Consider the following 15,017-nt stretch of genomic DNA (forward strand, 5'->3'; position numbering starts at 1 on the left):
AAGGGAGCGAGGGAAACCGCCCCCACGTCCCCGGACCACGGACAGGATCCGTGCGCGCCGGACGCGGAGCGAACGCGGTGGACCAGAACACCCAAGACCGTTCGGGGTGTTCGGCTGAGCACGAGTTCTGGCAACAGGACTCACTCCCGCTCAGTCTCTAGGAACGGTCTGGGCCAGGCTCTACCGGGTCATCCTCGACGAACTCGGGGCTCGGGGGAGCTGGACCGGTCGCGGTGCGCGATTGAGGCCGAGCGCCGCTGCCAGGTCCTCGATGAGGTCCACGCGGCCGTTGGCGTCACCGGCCGAGGAGGGAAGGCATCCTCTCCGCCGCCGCGGCGTAACGTCCGGCGCCAAGTCGTCGACGGGCTTCGGCGGGGGCACGATCGGGTCCGCCTCCAGCCCCACCTTGTGCGGATGCACGCACGCCGGAGTTCCGTCGGCGGTGTACCGGAAGCCGTCGGCCGGATCGAACGGGCACTGCCAGGACGGCCGGTCGTAGACCACGAACGCCTCATGCGGCCAACTGGTCCTGCGCGCCACGGACTCCTGCGAGCTGAGCGGATTCCTCGCCGCCGCCACCGCCCTGGGGGCGTTTGCCGGGACGTTCGCTTCCGGCTCTTTGCCGTCGCTTCCGCGGCGGCCTCGGGCTGCGCCTCGGCGTCAGACGGGACCTGCGGACGCCGCGAGGCCGCGGACATGGTCAAGGAAGCCGGCGAGGGTCAGATCGAACGCCGCGTCGGCACGGCGCCCGCTGCCGACGGCGGCAAGCGCACGCTCGAGCAGGGGAGTCGATCCGTCCGGAGCAGGCTGCCACATGCTCTCCGGCGCGGCGAGATCCAGCGCCGAGCCCAGCACCAGGTTGTCCAGAGCGGTGATCACCGGCAATACGTCCGCCACCGCGAAGCCGGCCTCGATCAGCACTCCCACGGCCTGCTCGTAGTGCGCCAGTACCTCGGGCGCGGTGACCTGAGAGGCCGTCAGCAGCGGGATCGAGCGGGGGTGTTCGGCGAAGGCGGCACGGTAGGACCGGGCCCATGCCTCCAGCGCGCGATCCCAGGGGCGCAGTTCGAGCGTGGAGGCGTCGATCGTCTCGGCGATACGGCTCCGGAGCAGCTCGACGATTCCGGCGCGCCCGTCCACATGGTGGTAGACGGACGCGGTCTGCACTCCGAGGGCCCGGGCGATCTGGGGCACGCTGAAGTCGCCGTGGGCATCGACCAGCGCCAGTGCCGTTGCGCCGATTCGGTCCCTGTCGAGAAGGGCCTTACTGGGCCGCGGCATCGCCGGTCCTCTCATGATCAGAAAAAAAGGGTCTTCTCGGAGGGTAGTCGCGGGGGCTACAGTGCCGAAACCATCAACCTTTAGGTTTATGGCTCGGAGCACCGGACCCGCACCGGCCGCCGCAGAAGGGCACCCTCATGACAACCACCCCCGCGCGGGCCGCGGCCCCGGCACCCACCCTGCGTTCCGGCACGCTCAGTACCGCCGACATCGCCTTCTTCGTTGTCTCCGCCGCGGCGCCGCTCACGGTCATGGCCGGAGTGGCGCCGTTGGGTCTGCTCATCGGCGGCATCGGCGCGCCCGCGGGGTACCTGGTGGCCGGTATCACCCTGACGATCTTCGCCGTGGGCTTCACCACCATGAGCCGCCATGTGCGCAACGGCGGCGGCTTCTACGCCTACATCTCCCGGGGGCTGGGCCGCCCTGCCGGTTTCGGCGCGGCACTGCTCGCCCTGCTCGGCTACCTCGCCATGAACATCGGTGTGTACGGCCTGCTCGGCTCGGCGACACACGACACGTTGCTGTCGCTCTTCGGCGTCGACGTGCCCTGGCCGGTGCTTGCCCTGCTCGGCATCGTGGTCATCTGGTACGGCGGCTACCGCTCCATCGACTTCGGCGCCAAGGTGCTGGGCGTGCTGCTGCTGGGGGAGACCGCCATCCTGGTCCTGCTCGCCATCGCGGTGCTGGCCCGGGGCGGCGCGCACGGCCTGTCCCTGCACTCCTTCACCCCAGGGAACCTGACCACCGGTGGCATGCCCGGCGTGCTGGCCATGGCCTTCGCCGCCTTCACCGGCTTCGAGTCCACGGTCATCTACCGCCGAGAGGCGAGAAACCCCGACCGGACCATCCCTCGTGCCACCTACGCAGCTGTCGCCTTCCTCGGCCTGTTCTACACCTTCATCGTGTGGATGATCATCCAGGCCTTCGGAGACAAGCAGGTCATCGCGACCGCGGCCAAAGACCCGACGGGGCTGTTCTTCTCCGCGATCACCACCTATGTCGGCCCCTGGGCCGCCGACGCCATGCACGTGATGATCGTGACCAGCCTGATCGCCTCGTTGCTGGCCTTCCACAACGCAACGAACAGCTACGGCCTGGCCATGGCGGAGGAGGGCGTGCTGCCCCGCCCGCTCGGCCGGGTCCACCCACGGCACCGCTCCCCCTACGTCGCCGGCATCGCGCAGACCGTGCTCGCCGTCGTCGTGGTGGCCGCTTTCGCCGCCGCTGGAGCCGATCCGTACACGCAACTCCTGCTGTGGGTGAACACCCCGGGCGTTCTCGGTCTGATCACGCTGCAACTGCTGGCCGCGCTCGCGGTGCCCTTCTTCTTCCGCCGCATCACACACAGCGAAGGCGCCATGCGCACCGTTGTCGCCCCGGCCCTGGCCACACTGCTGCTGGGCGCTGCGCTCTGCCTCGTCATTGCCCACATCGACCTGCTGACCGGGGCCTCCGACACCGTCAACCTCGTTCTCCTCCTGTTGATCCCGGCGGTCTTCGCGGCCGGGCTCGGCTACGCCCTGCGCATCCGCTCGCGCCGGCCGCACATCTACGCCGCCTTCGCCACAGACCCGGCCGAAGACGCCGACGTCCGTGCCGGCATCGAGAACGCGGAGGCCGCAACCTCCGTGCTGCCGACCGCGCCCTGACACCGCTCGTCGCGGGCCGGCTCCGAACGGCCCGCGTTCACTTCCCCACTCGTACTGCCCCTTAGGAAGAGCCCATGTCCGTCGCTCCGGATGTCATCGTCCTCGCCTCCCGCGTCCACACCCTCGACCCCGGTCAGCCGCAGGCCACCGCCGTGGCCGTCCGGGACGGGTTGATCACCGCGGTGGGCGACAAGGCCGAGGCACGGTACTGGCGCGGACCGGGCACCGAGGTGGTGGACCTCGGCGACGCCACCGTGGTTCCCGGGCTCGTCGACGGGCACAGCCACCCCGCGCTCGGCCTTGACCTCGCCACCGGAGTCGACCTGTCCGGAGTGCGCGACCTCGACGGGCTGCGCGCCGCACTCACCTCCGCCGAGCGCGTCGACGGCTGGATCCTCGGGTGGGGACTGGACCACAACGTCTTCGGCGGCCGCCCGATCCACCGCGACATGCTCGAGGCCGCCCTGGGCCCCGACACCCCCGTCTTCATCCGCCTCTACGACGGCCACTCCGCGCTGGCCAGCGGCGCGGCCCTGCGTGCCGCCGGCGTGACCGGGCCCCGCTCCTTCGCCCAGCGTGCCACCGTGGTCTGCGACCCCGACGGCATCCCCAGCGGGCACCTGATCGAGCATGCCGCAATGGACCTGGTCGTCGCCGTGATGCCGAGGCGGCCCTTCAACGAGCGCCGTGACGCGCTCCACGCGCTGCTGTCCGACATGGCCGCATCCGGTCTGACAGGTGCGCATGTGATGGACGCCGGTGGCGATGTCCTCGATCTGCTGCGCGCCGTCGAGGACCGCCACGGGCAGGTCCCGCTGCGGCTGCGACTGCACCCATGGTGCATGCCCGGTATCGACAAGGACGGCCTGGACGAGCTGGTCGCCCTGCAGGCCACGGCCGGACGCAACTGGCTGGTCGGCGGCGTCAAGTTCTTCATCGACGGCACCGTAGAGGGCGGCTCCGCATGGCTGGAGCACCCCGACTGCCACGGCCAGAGCAACGAGGCGCTTTGGCTCGACCCCGCCGACTACACCGCGGCCGTCCACCACCTGCACGCAGCGGGGGTCCGCACCGCCACCCACGCCATCGGTGACGCGGGCGTGCGCCACGTCCTCGACACCGTCGCCGCTCTCGGCGCCGACGGCCGGATGCGGCACCGAGTCGAGCACATCGAGACGCTTCCCCACGAACAAGCGTCCCATTTCGCCGAGTTGGGTGTCATCGCATCGATGCAGCCGACCCATTCCGCCTACACCCGGGCGGACCACACCGACGAGTGGTCCACAAGGGTCGGAGCCGAGCGCGCCCAGCGGGCCTGGATCTGCCGTACCCTGCGCGACACCGGCGTGGTGCTGGCCCTCGGCTCCGACTGGCCGATCGCCCACTTCGACGCCCGCGAGATCCTCGCCTACGCCCAACTGCGCCGCCGCCCCGGCACCGACATCACACCCGTTTGCCCGGAGCAGGCGCTCACCCCGCTCATGGCGCTCGAGGGTTACACCACCCACGCCGCGATCGCGGCAGGCGAAGCCGACCGCGCCGGACGCATCGCGCGCGGCCTGCGAGCCGATCTCACCGCGTTCGCCCTGGCCCCGCTCACCACCCCGTCGGACGAACTCGCACAGACCCCGGTCCCGCTCACCATGTCGAACGGCCGCATCACCCACCGCGCCTGACGCCCGCCCAGGAACCCCGCCCCGCCGGTCACGGACCGCTTCTGCCGTCATAGGGCGCGCCGGCTGCTTCGGCAGAGCCTGAACCATGGACTGACCGGGGCCGGGTCAGCGGTGTACGGCACCGCCGCCCGCATGCACGTCCTCCCGGCCCTCTACCAGGCCGCCACCGACGGCCTGCCCACCCTCGCAGACAAGGGCTACCTGGGCGCCGGCATCGGGATCCACGTGCCGACCCGACGCCCGAAGGGCCGCTCCGAGCAGGCACTGCACGCCGACACCCGCACCACCAACGGCAACCAAGCGGTGTACGTGGAAGAACCCGCGGTGTCCAGACTCGGCTGCACCCGGCTCGCCAAATCCGTGCACGACGCGGGATGGTCCGCGTTCGTCGGCATGCTGGAGTACAAGGCAGTCATGCACGGCCGCACCTTCGCCAAGGTGGACCGGACCTTCCCGTCCTCTCAGGTCTGCTCGGCCTGCGGATTCCGGGACGGCCCAAGCCCCTGCACGTCCGGGAGTGGACGTGCGGCGAGTGCGGCACCCTGCACGCCCCGCGAGCAGCAGGAAGTACTCGGCCTGCGCCGCCAGGAACGGCAAACCGAGAAGTGGAAGAAGCGGTACGACACCCGGGCAGGCGTCGACGGCACCATCTCCCAAGCCGTCCACCGCACCGTCATCCGCCGCACCCGCTACACCAGGCTGGCCAAAACCCATCTCGGCAACGTCCTCGCTGCCACCGCGATCAACATCATCCGCCTCGACGCCCCGGCGGCATCCAACGCCGCACCGAGATCGTCGACGGCGAAATCGACCGGCGTGAACCGCACGGAACGGGCGACGGCCGGTAGCTCGGCGGCGTGGAGATTGCCCTCGTCCGGTCCTCGGAGCGCTGGCGCGGCCTCGGCGAGACGGGCGCGCTTGTCTTGCTGGGAGGCCGGATGGTCGACCTCCCACACATCTGTCTGCGCGAGCACAGGCAGCCGCCACGCCTGCGTGTCCAGGCCGGCGCCGAGGATCACGAGCTGGCCTGTCACGCGGTCGCGCAGTGCCCTGTCGATCCCGACCGTCCGCGGCACGACCACCTCGGCGCACGCCCGCACACTCTCGTACACGGTGCGCTCCTGCCAGCCCTTCGGCGGAGTGTTCGCGCGTACCTGGTCCACGGGCGTACGTTCCGCGACGCACAGCAGCTCCACCGCCACCGGATCCGCGAACTGGCCTGTGGCAGCCCTCCCATCCGCGGCCGCCCGCCCTTGGCAGACCAGCACCGCCGTCCGGCTCGCCGCACGCCCGCTCTCGCTCATGGGGCCATATTCAACACCACCCCCGCCCTGCCCAGACCTCAGCGAGAAGCCAGTCAGGGCCGTCTTGGCCGACCAAGCCACGTTGTCTGTTCAGAAGAGCAATAATACGTTATTAATGAACGCTCAAGGCGGGACGGCGAGAGCTTGAGCAACGGGAGCGGCAATGGACGAGCAGAGGGAGCGCATCCTGCGCGCGGCCGCCGAGGTACTGGCTGAACGGGGCTTTGACGCAGGCCGGTTGCGCGACGTCGCCACGACCTCCGGTGTGTCCATCGGCGCGCTGCAGCACTACTTCGAGACCCGTGACACCCTCTTCCGTGAGGCCTTCGCCTGGTCGATCGACGATCTGATCGAACGCTGGCGGGCGGCGGCCGCGGACGCGATCAGTGCCTGGCGCCGCTTCGAACTGCTCGTCACGGCACTCACCACCGATCCCACACTGAACCGGCGCTGCGCCACCTGGACCGAGTTCTGCGCGAGCGCCTCCCGCCGCGAGGAGCTGCGCGAGGGCGTGCACCGGGTCCACGCCGAGTGGCAGGCGCTGATTGGCGAGATCGTCCACCAAGGCGTGCGGAATATGGAGTTCGACCCCGCCGTCCCGGCCGACCTGGCCATCGGGTCGCTGGTGGCCCTGGTCGACGGCTGCGAAATGGCTGTGGCGTCCGGATCCGGGCTCAGCGCCGAACGTTACGCCGAGATGATGCTCGGCACCGCGCGCGTCCTGCTCGGCGTATGCGCCTAGGTTTCGGAGAGGACATTCCATGGGAGTGCGGTTCCCGCACCTGTTCAGCCCGCTGCGAATAGGCAAGTTGACAGTACGCAACCGGATCCTGTCCTCGGGCCACGACACGGTCCTGGTCAGGGACGGCGAGGTCACCGAGGAGCTGATCGCCTACCACGAAGCCCGCGCGAAAGGCGGCGTGGGCCTGATCGTGCTCCAGGTCTCGGGCGTGCACGAGTCTGCCCGCTACACCACCCACGTGCTCATGGCCACCGACGACGACTGTGTCCCCGGCTATGCCAGGCTCGCGCAGGCGGTGCACCGGCACGGAGCGAAAGTCTTCGGCCAGCTCTTCCATCCCGGCCGGGAGATCCTGGAGTCCAAGGACGGCAGCGCACCGGTCGCCTGGGCGCCCTCCGCAATGCCGAGCGAGCGTTTTCACGTCATGCCGCGCGCCATGACCGAGGCCGAGATCCGCGAAGTCCTCGACGGTTACGGCCAGGCAGCCCGCCGATTGCGCCAGGCCGGGCTCGACGGCGTAGAGATCGTCGCCAGCCACGGCTACCTGCCGGCGCAGTTCCTCAACCCTGAGGTGAACGTCCGCAACGACGGCTGGGGCGGCGACCGGCAGGGCCGTATACGGTTCCTGCGCGCGGCGCTGCGCAGCGCACGGAAGGAGGCAGGAGACGACTTCGTGGTCGGACTGCGCATTTCCGGCGACGAGCTGAGCCATGACGGCCTCAGTAGCGAGCTGGTACTTCAGTCCGTCGCCGAGCTCGACGCCGAGGGACTCGTCGACTATGTCTCGGTGTGTGCGGGTAGCTCGTCCAGCTTGTCCGGGGCCCAGCACATCGCCCCGCCCATGTTCCAGCCCGCCGGCTACACCGCGCCGCTCGCCGCCAAGGTGCGCGCCGTCGTCGGCGTCCCCGTGATGGTGGCCGGGCGGATCAACCAGCCGCAGGAAGCAGAGCAGATCGTCGCAGGTGGTCAGGCGGACGTGTGCGCGATGACCAGGGCCCTGATCTGCGATCCGGACCTGCCGGCCAAGGCCGCGGACGACCGCGCCGAGGAGATCCGCGCCTGCATCGGCTGCAACCAGGCCTGCATCGGCCACTTCCAGCTCGGCTACCCGATCTCCTGCATCCAGCACCCGGAGACCGGCCGGGAGCGCCGCTTCGGAGTGCTGCCGACGATCACACGGCGCAAGAAGGTGCTGGTGGTCGGCGGCGGACCCGCCGGCCTGAAGGCCGCGGCCGTGGCTGCAGCGCGGGGCCACGAGGTGGAACTGCACGAGGCGGGACGACGCGTCGGCGGCCAGGTGCTTCTCGCGCAACTGCTGCCCGGCCGCGCCGAGTTCGGCGGCGCGGTCACCAACCTCGAGGGCGAGGTCCGACGTGCGGGAGCCCGCATCCTCGTGGGCTCACGGATGGACGGCCCAGCCCTTGCCGCCGCGGCGCCGGACGCAGTGGTGCTCGCGACCGGCGCGCGCCCCCGCCGCCCACGGCTGGAGCTGATCGACGATCCCGTGGTGCTCGATGCGTGGTCGGTGATCCGTGGCGGCGAGGTGCCGCGCGGACGGATCGTGGTGGCGGACTGGCGCGGCGACTGGATCGGCCTGGGCGTCGCTCTCCAACTCGCGAGCCAACGAAGGAAGGTGACGCTGTGCGTCACGGGCTTCGCGGCCGGCGAGCACTTGCAGCAGTACGTACGTGCCGCCATGTTGACTCAGGCGGCACGGGCACGGATCGAGATCGTGCCCAACGTGCGGCTCTACGGCGCCGACAGCGACACCGTGTACCTCCAGCACACCCTCACCGAGGAGCCGGTGCTGCTCGAAGGGGTGGCGGGCACCGTCCTCGCACAGGGTCACGACCCGGTCAACGACCTCGACCCCGTCGCCCTCGGCGTCCCGGCCGACCGAGTCTTTACCGCCGGGGACTGCGTCACCCCCCGCACCGTGGAGGAAGCGGTCCTGGAGGGCCTGACAGCGGCAGCCGAACTCTGACGACCTCGTCCCCGTGAACAGGGCGATTCCCGCCTACCGCGCCGTTGGAAGGCTGCGGTGGCGGGGATCCGAGCGTTCGGAGAACGTCACCTGGTGGTCGTTGTCCCGGGTGTGAGCGTGTCCTGCCAGCATGGCGTCGAGGCGCACCACGCGCGTGCCCATGGGGTGCGTCTGGTCGTCCGCCGGTGCAGGTGACGTGTGTGCCGGAGCGCAGGTGGTGTCCGAGGATGCTGTGTCGATCCCAACACGGGACAGCCGAGCTCGGAGCCGCTGTACGACGGTACGGTCTTCCACCGGGTCATCGGGGGCTTCATGATCCAGGGCGGTGACCGCCTGGGGAACGGCACCGGCGGCCCCGGGTACAAGTTCGCAGACAAGTTCCACCCGGACCTGGCGTTCACCAGGCCCTACCTGCTGGCCATGGCCAACAGCGGACCGGGCACCAACGGCTCCCAGTTCTTCATCACCGTCGGGCCGACCACCTGGCTCACCGGCACGCACACCATCTTCGGCGAGGTTGCCGACGAGGCCGGCCGGCGCGTCGTCGACACCATCGCCACGACGGAGACCAACCCCCGCAACGACCGCCCGGTCCAGGACGTGGTCATCGAGAAGGTCGTCGGGTGTCGTCGGCCTCGCCCCGGAAGGCCGTCGCTGCCCTCGTCGCGGGCCGCGGGCGCCACGCATCCCCAGGCCGATCCGGTCCGCGCCCGCGGCTGTGAGGAGTGTCGGGGCTGGGGGAGCGTGGTCAATGACGAGGGCGGACACGAGCCATGCCCCAACTGCCGGACTGAGACGGCCGCAGGTTCGCCGCGGACTCGAAACGGTGGCGGCCGGCTTGGTTCGGTTGCTCAGCTCTCGTCCGCCGGACTCATGGCCCGGAGGCAGTCGAGCACGGCCCGGCAGCCCCCAGGGCCTCCAGCCCGTTTGAGGCTCTGGGCGGATCGAGAATCGGGAAGCGTTGGCACTGTCGCCCGCCTCTCACGCGGCAGCCGTCCGGTTCGGCTCCGTCGGTCAGTGCTGGGGGTGCGGACGGGCGTGGAACAGGGGCCGCCGCTGGGTGGCCGTGCCAGCAGCGAGATGGCCGATCTCGATGCGCGTCCTGATGGCGCGGACCATCTCGGTCAGGCCCAGAACTATGGCCATGACGCCCACGACCAGGGTGAGTGTCGCGATCGAGGCGAACGGCATGATGATCATCACGACACCCGCCAGCGATCCGATGATGCCGAAGGCCACGTGCCAGCCGCGCGCCGGCATCTCCTGGGCGGAGGCCGCCGCAGCTGTCTCGGTGGTGCCGCGCAGCAGCCAGCTGAAGCCGATCCACAGGGCGAGCAGCAGAATCGACTCCAGGGTGCCCCGGAAGGAGATCAGCCCCAGCAGGATGGAGACCGCACCGGTGATGAAGTGCAGTACGCGAAGATGCCCGGGCACGTGCGTGCCGAAGGCGCCGGCCAGCTGGAAGACACCGGTGACCAGCAAATAGATGCCGAAGAGCACGCCGGCGACCCGCAGCGTCGCGCCCGGCCAGACCAAGGCGACGACGCCCAGGGCGATGCTGGCAAGGCCCATGGTGAGCAGGATCTGCCAGCCCATGTTCGCCAGGGCGGCCATGCCTGCGGCCAGGGGACCCTCTTGTTGCTCGGTGCCGCGCGTGGGAACGGGGCCCGGCGACTCGGAAGGAGATGTGGAATCGGAAGGAGATGTCATGGCACCTACCTCCTCCTGTGAGCAGCGTGGTCACGTCAGTACACGTCCATCGTCACCCGGTCGGCCTCATGTCGCTCAGTGGAGACGGCAGGGGTTCGTGGCGCATGCGGTACTCCCGGAGTGAGCTGGCTGACCCTGCTCACCGGCACGGCAACCCACCAGGGCAGCATCACTCAGGACAATCCCTGCATCACCGGGACGGTCTGCGACGTGTCGGACCGGCGCGCTGTCGAAAACTTCGTCGAGGCCGCGGTGCGCACCCTCGGCGGCATGGACGTCCTGGTCAACAATGCGGGGATCTCCGGTCCCACCGCACGAGGAAGTTGGTCATGGATACGCCGGGAACCTCGACGGGGTACTGGATGGCGAGGAAGATCCCGGCCCGCGCTCGTTCGTCGACCTTCGTCGCGAGCACGTTCTCGCCGTCCAGGGTGACGCTGGCGGAGGTGACCAGATATTTCGGGTGCCCGGCGAGCGCGTAGGCGGGGGTGGTCTTGCCGGAGCCGTGGGGGCCCATGATGGCGTGGGTCTCGCCCTGGCGTACGGTCAGGTCGACCCCATGAAGGATCTCGCGAGGCTCGGCGTCGGTGTGGACCGAACAGTGCGGGTCGCGGATGTCGAGGGTGGCCATGGGCACCTTACCTGCCTCACCTTGTTCACCGACTGGAACGGCACGGGCGCCGTGCAGCCCGCCCATCCAGCGTGGCGCAGCCGCGGCTGTCCGGTACAGCGCGAGTGGCTCGCCCGCCACATTCAGGTGATGCCCGCAGAGGCTCGTGTCTACGACAAGGACTGGGGCGAGGTCCTCTGCGGCCGCGCGCCGGCCTGTGGCGGCTCGGGGAGAGCCGCCACCGCCACAGGCCGCGTTCCGGGTCTCCTCTTCCGACACCCGAGGCGCCGCCATGCGCAATCATGCGCGTTTCTCGGGTTTTTCACTCAGATCCAAGCAACTAACTCTTGACAGTTGCCCGAACTGGTCGTTTAACTCCTGGCCAACGCCGCGTTCGAGGCACTCGGCGTCAGAGGTACGCCCAGCCGGTAGCTGACCATGCGTCAGGAGTCCGGACTGAGTCGCCAGGACCCCTCAGGCGTCCGAGGCGGGGACGTGCCCACCATGCTCTGGAGCCTGTTCATGATCCGTACTCGCGTGGCCCACCGCGGACGGCAGGGCACAGCCAACGCTCCGGGACGCACCGCCTGTACGGATCGGACCCCCCGGGCCCGCGGCGCCCTCACCCGGCCGCCCTCTCCCCGCGCAAGTACCGCCGGGCCCGCGGCGGTACGACGACCCTCCTCCGCGCCCCGACCCCAGGGCTGAGCACCCCCGCCACGAACACTCGGCCGGCGCGGGACGGCGGCGCACCCGGACTGCCCCGGCCGTCCAACCACTCCTCGGCCAGTACGCCGTACACCGGCCGTACCCCTCGCACAGACAAAACCTGTCCCACCGCTCCAACCGGAGGTACCCATGCAAGCGGTCACCCGCAGCGCGCGGCCCGGCCGCCGTGTCGTGCTGCGCGCCGGCGCAGGCCTGGCCACGGCAGCGGCCGCGGGCACAGCGGTCTCCGGCTGCGCGGCAGGTCGCGACGACGGTGTCGGCGCCGACGGCACCGTGACCATCGAGATGTGGCACGGCCAGACCGACACCGGCAAGAAGGCCCTGGAATCCCTGGTCGCCTCCTTCATGCGCAGCCACCCCCGCATCCGGGTTCGACTGGGCGGCGGAGTTCTCGCCGACGCGATGCTCCAGAAAGTGACCGCCGCCCTCGCCGCCGGCTCCTACCCGGACATCGCCTACATCTTCGGCTCCGACCTGGCGAGCGTCGCCCGCAGCCCCCAGATCGTCGACCTCACCGACACGGTGAAAAGCGCCCCCACGCCCTGGACAAGTTACTGGGTTCCGGCACGCAAGGCCGTCACCGTCAACGGCCGCGTGCGCGCCGCACCCGCCCTGCTGGACTCCCTCGCCGTGGTCTGCAACAAGAAGCTCTTCCGGCAGGCCGGTCTGCCGCTGCCCGAGACGGGCTGGCGGTGGGACGACTTCGTCGCCACCGCCAAGGCACTCACCGACGCCGGCGGCGGCCGCTTCGGCACCGGCTGGCCCGGCGTCGGTGACGAGGACACCGTTTGGCGGCTGTGGCCCATGATCTGGGACCTCGGCGGGGATGTCGTTGCCGACGACGGCAAGCACATCGGATTCGGCGACACCGGGACCCGCGCCCTGGAGGTACTGGCCGCGCTGGCCCGCGACAAGAGCGTCTACGTCGACCCGAAGCCGGGCAGCGAGCAGATGTACCAGGTCTTCATGTCCGGCCGCATGGGTATGGCCCTCACTGGTCCCTGGCAGCTGCCTGACATCCAGCAGGCGGAGATCGACTACCACGTCGTGCCGCTGCCCAGCTTCTCCGGCCGGCCGGTGACGATCAGCGGCCCCGACACCTGGACAGTGTTCGACAACGGCGACGCCCGCACCAAGGCCGCCAAGGCGTTCGTCAGCTGGCTCATGCAACCCGGACAGGACGTGCGCTGGGACATCGAGGCGGGCAGCCTGCCGCTCAGCCGACAAACCCGAGACCTGTCCGACTGGCAACGCAAGGAGAGCGGCACCGAGGGCCTGAGGGTGTTCACCAAGGCCCTGGACTTTGCCCGGGTACGCCCCGTCCACGCCGCCTACCCGCAGATCTCCCGGGCCCTCGGACAGGCCGTCGTCGCCGTGCTGCTGGGACGAAGCAGTCCCGCCAAGGCACTGCGCGCCTGCGCCGCCGACGCCAACGCCGCACTGCTCATCCCGCGTTGAGGAGCCCCCTACATGTCACGACTGCCCACCCCGATCACCGTGTCCGAGCCCCCGGACAACCGGCGTGCTCTGCGCCGCAGACGCGCCGGTGAAGGCGCCCTGGCATGGACGTTCGTCTCGCCCGCCGTCTTGATCATCCTCGGTCTGAGCGTGGTGCCCATCATCTGGTCGCTGCTGCTGTCCTTCCAGGCCAACGACCTCGTCACACCGAGCCGTTGGGTGGGCCTGGACAACTACCGCGCCCTCGCCCAGGACCCGCACTTCAGCCAGGCCCTGCGCAACACCCTGCTCTACACCGCGCTGTACGTGCCCGCGAGCATGGCGATCGGACTACTCCTCGCCCTCGCCCTCAACCGGCGCATCCGCTTCGTCGGCCTCTACCGCACGCTGTACTTCGTCCCGTTCGTGGTCTCCGCGACCGCTCAGGGCGTGCTGTTCTCCTTCATCCTGGACCCGGAGTTCGGAGCGGCCAACGCCGTACTGCACCACCTCGGTATCCCCTCCCAGGGCTTCCTCACCGACCCGTCCCAGGCACTGCCCCTGCTCGTCGCCGTCAGCCTGTGGAGCGGCACGGGCTTCTGCCTGGTCATCTACCTCGCGGCGCTCCAAGACGTGCCGGCCTCGCTGATCGAGGCGGCCCGACTGGACGGCGCCGACCGCCTCCAGCTCCTGCGCCACGTCACCCTGCCCGCCCTCAGGCCCGTCACGGTCTTCCTGCTGCTGTGGCAGACCATCCAGTCCCTCCAGGCATTCGACCTCGTGTACGTCACCACCAAGGGCGGACCCCTCGGCTCCACCACGGTGATCGTCTACTTCATCTGGGAGCAGGCCTTCAAGAACGCCACCGCCGGATACGGGGCCGCCTCCGCCTACGTCCTGGCCGTGGCCCTGGGACTGATCGGCCTGATCCTCCAGGTCGTCCGCCGCCGCCTCCAGGGAGCCTCCGCATGACCGCCGTCTCCGCCCGACCCGACACCGCGCAGGCAGCACCCTCCACTCGGTCCGACACGCGGCGACGCCGCCCACGGCTGCCGCTCAGCCCCTGGCACCTGCTGCTCGCGCCGATGGCCCTGCTCTTCGCGGTACCGCTGATCTGGCTGGCCCTCAGCTCGGTGATGAGCAACGCGGAGATCAACCGCTTCCCGCCGGCGCTGTGGCCCTCCCACCTCGACCTGGGCGGCTACCGCTATGTGCTGGGCAACGCGATGTTCCCCCGCTGGTTGGCCAACTCCTTCCTCGTCAGCCTGGTCACCGTCACCGCGAACCTCGTGCTCGGCACCCTCGGCGGCTACGCCTTCGCCCGGATGCGGTTCGCCGGCTCTCGGCTACTGCTGGGCCTGATGCTGGCCACGATGGCGATCCCGTTCCAGCTGACGATGATCCCCACGTTCCTGGTCATGAAGCATCTCGGCCTCATCGACACCCTCGGCGCGCTGATCGTGCCCTCCCTGGTCACGCCCTTCTCAGTGTTCCTCCTGCGCCAGTTCTTCCTCTCCCTGCCCCGCGAGTTGGAGGAGGCCGCCTGGATCGACGGATGCTCACGGCTGCGCGTGCTGTGGCGGATCGTGCTCCCGCTGTCCCGGCCCGCCCTCAGCACGGTCGCCGTCCTCACGTTCCTGAGCACCTGGAACGACCTGACCTGGCCCCTGATCGCCATCAACCACGACACTCAGTACACGCTCCAGCTCGGCCTGACGACCTTCCAGGGACAGCACCACACCCAGTGGGCCGCCGTGATGGCCGGGAACGTCATCACCGTGCTGCCGGTCCTGCTCGCCTTCCTCGGCGCGCAGAAGGCGTTCATCCAGTCCATCACCTCCACCGGCCTCAAGGGCTGACCCCGTTCGCCGCCCCGACACCCCACCCAGGCAGGA

General features: G+C 70.0%; 12 protein-coding genes and 4 pseudogenes. 11 read left to right on the forward strand and 5 right to left on the reverse strand.

Annotation, left to right across the window (positions count from 1 at the left end; translation table 11 throughout):
• Positions 1 to 180 precede the first annotated feature (180 nt).
• Both ACWEK3_RS36815 and ACWEK3_RS36820 read right to left on the reverse strand, forming a co-directional pair.
• Entirely contained in the window at positions 181 to 540 is a 360-nt protein-coding gene (locus tag ACWEK3_RS36815; RefSeq protein ID WP_453251697.1) for a hypothetical protein, read from the reverse strand.
• A 120-nt stretch (positions 541 to 660) separates the two neighbouring features.
• A complete protein-coding gene (locus ACWEK3_RS36820) occupies positions 661 to 1,281 on the reverse strand; it encodes a TetR/AcrR family transcriptional regulator (RefSeq protein WP_453251698.1) in 621 nt (206 codons plus the stop codon).
• A gap of 137 nt (positions 1,282 to 1,418) precedes the next feature.
• Here ACWEK3_RS36820 and ACWEK3_RS36825 point away from each other — a divergent pair, with 137 nt between their 5' ends.
• The 4 genes and pseudogenes from ACWEK3_RS36825 to ACWEK3_RS36840 form a co-directional block, all read left to right on the forward strand.
• Positions 1,419 to 2,930, forward strand: coding sequence for an APC family permease (locus tag ACWEK3_RS36825; RefSeq protein ID WP_453251699.1), 1,512 nt, complete (start codon positions 1,419 to 1,421; stop codon positions 2,928 to 2,930).
• 74 nt (positions 2,931 to 3,004) lie between these two features.
• Positions 3,005 to 4,606 carry an amidohydrolase gene (locus tag ACWEK3_RS36830; protein WP_453251700.1) on the forward strand — a complete coding sequence of 534 codons (1,602 nt, stop codon included), beginning with the start codon at positions 3,005 to 3,007 and terminating at the stop codon, positions 4,604 to 4,606.
• Between the two features lie 120 nt (positions 4,607 to 4,726).
• Positions 4,727 to 4,897, forward strand: a pseudogene (locus ACWEK3_RS36835) (IS5/IS1182 family transposase); the annotation flags it as partial.
• A gap of 123 nt (positions 4,898 to 5,020) precedes the next feature.
• Positions 5,021 to 5,305, forward strand: a pseudogene (locus tag ACWEK3_RS36840) (transposase); the annotation flags it as partial.
• On the opposite strand, the gene ACWEK3_RS36845 reads toward ACWEK3_RS36840, so the two are convergent.
• Entirely contained in the window at positions 5,296 to 5,910 is a 615-nt protein-coding gene (locus ACWEK3_RS36845; RefSeq protein ID WP_453251701.1) for a class I SAM-dependent methyltransferase, read from the reverse strand. The pseudogene ACWEK3_RS36840 and the gene ACWEK3_RS36845 overlap by 10 nt on opposite strands.
• A 163-nt stretch (positions 5,911 to 6,073) precedes the next feature.
• Here ACWEK3_RS36845 and ACWEK3_RS36850 point away from each other — a divergent pair, with 163 nt between their 5' ends.
• From ACWEK3_RS36850 to ACWEK3_RS36860, 3 genes and pseudogenes are all read left to right on the forward strand, one after another.
• Complete coding sequence (locus ACWEK3_RS36850) at positions 6,074 to 6,652, forward strand: TetR/AcrR family transcriptional regulator (RefSeq protein ID WP_453251702.1); 579 nt, start codon at positions 6,074 to 6,076, stop codon at positions 6,650 to 6,652.
• 19 nt (positions 6,653 to 6,671) lie between these two features.
• On the forward strand, positions 6,672 to 8,636 hold the full coding sequence (locus ACWEK3_RS36855) for an oxidoreductase (protein ID WP_450544723.1): 1,965 nt from the start codon (positions 6,672 to 6,674) through the stop codon (positions 8,634 to 8,636).
• Positions 8,637 to 8,870: 234 nt separating this feature from the next.
• Positions 8,871 to 9,257: pseudogene (locus tag ACWEK3_RS36860) on the forward strand (peptidylprolyl isomerase); the annotation flags it as partial.
• Between the two features lie 393 nt (positions 9,258 to 9,650).
• On the opposite strand, the gene ACWEK3_RS36865 reads toward ACWEK3_RS36860, so the two are convergent.
• Positions 9,651 to 10,346, reverse strand: a complete 696-nt coding sequence (locus ACWEK3_RS36865) for an HdeD family acid-resistance protein (protein ID WP_450544725.1) — start codon at positions 10,344 to 10,346, stop codon at positions 9,651 to 9,653.
• A gap of 120 nt (positions 10,347 to 10,466) precedes the next feature.
• On the opposite strand from ACWEK3_RS36865, the gene ACWEK3_RS36870 reads away from it, so the two are divergent.
• Positions 10,467 to 10,781, forward strand: a complete 315-nt coding sequence (locus ACWEK3_RS36870; RefSeq protein WP_450544727.1) for an SDR family NAD(P)-dependent oxidoreductase — start codon at positions 10,467 to 10,469, stop codon at positions 10,779 to 10,781.
• On the opposite strand, the pseudogene ACWEK3_RS36875 reads toward ACWEK3_RS36870, so the two are convergent.
• Positions 10,663 to 10,977 (reverse strand): annotated as a pseudogene (locus ACWEK3_RS36875) (ATP-binding cassette domain-containing protein); the annotation flags it as partial. The gene ACWEK3_RS36870 and the pseudogene ACWEK3_RS36875 sit on opposite strands and share 119 nt — an antisense overlap.
• An 837-nt stretch (positions 10,978 to 11,814) precedes the next feature.
• Between ACWEK3_RS36875 and ACWEK3_RS36880 the strand changes: the two are divergent.
• The 3 genes from ACWEK3_RS36880 to ACWEK3_RS36890 are packed head-to-tail and all read left to right on the forward strand — an operon-like array spanning position 11,815 to position 14,981.
• Positions 11,815 to 13,143, forward strand: coding sequence for an ABC transporter substrate-binding protein (locus tag ACWEK3_RS36880; RefSeq protein ID WP_450544729.1), 1,329 nt, complete (start codon positions 11,815 to 11,817; stop codon positions 13,141 to 13,143).
• Positions 13,144 to 13,155: 12 nt separating this feature from the next.
• Complete coding sequence (locus ACWEK3_RS36885) at positions 13,156 to 14,094, forward strand: carbohydrate ABC transporter permease (RefSeq protein ID WP_450544731.1); 939 nt, start codon at positions 13,156 to 13,158, stop codon at positions 14,092 to 14,094.
• The gene (locus ACWEK3_RS36890) at positions 14,091 to 14,981 is read left to right on the forward strand and encodes a carbohydrate ABC transporter permease (protein WP_453251703.1); all 891 of its coding nucleotides are present in this window, start codon (positions 14,091 to 14,093) and stop codon (positions 14,979 to 14,981) included. The genes ACWEK3_RS36885 and ACWEK3_RS36890 overlap by 4 nt, the downstream gene beginning before the upstream one ends.
• The last annotated feature ends 36 nt before the right edge of the window (positions 14,982 to 15,017 follow it).

The organism is Streptomyces sp. NPDC004721, from assembly GCF_053601495.1.